The organism is Pedobacter sp. ASV12 (assembly GCF_016429155.1).
GTDB lineage: Bacteria > Bacteroidota > Bacteroidia > Sphingobacteriales > Sphingobacteriaceae > Pedobacter.
On the sequence record NZ_JAELUC010000360.1, the window covers coordinates 1 to 386 of the forward strand.

At 40.4% G+C, this 386-nt stretch carries 1 protein-coding gene; it reads right to left on the minus strand.

Annotation, left to right across the window (positions count from 1 at the left end):
- Positions 1-386, minus strand: a 386-nt coding sequence (locus tag JHD69_RS20690; protein ID WP_199142189.1) for a hypothetical protein, incomplete at both ends; no start/stop codon positions are given.

A 386-nucleotide genomic window follows, 5' to 3' on the forward strand; every position in this document is an offset into this window, starting at 1 on the left:
GTATGGCGCTTAGCGAGTTCGAAATAAAATGAGGGCTCATTTGTGCAAGCCTTAAGCGTTCTTCCAGATCGATGGCTACATATTTTTCCTTAAGCCTTAATTGATAATAATAAAAAAAGATGCCGGCTATCACCAAAAGGAACATGGCCGAAAGCACAATTGTTCTTTGTTTAATAACGGTCGACTTCAGTTTATTGGCCAAAGCCAGTTTTTCAATCTTATCGTCTTGCGCCTTTACCTGGTACCTGATTTCGGCATTCTTAATGGCGATGGCTTTTTGTTTGTTGTAATTTTCTTTAAGGAACTGTTGATAGGCGGTGGCCAATGGCGCTATATCTTTATCTTTTTTTGTCCGCACGGCAAAATCAAGCAGCTCTGTGATTACC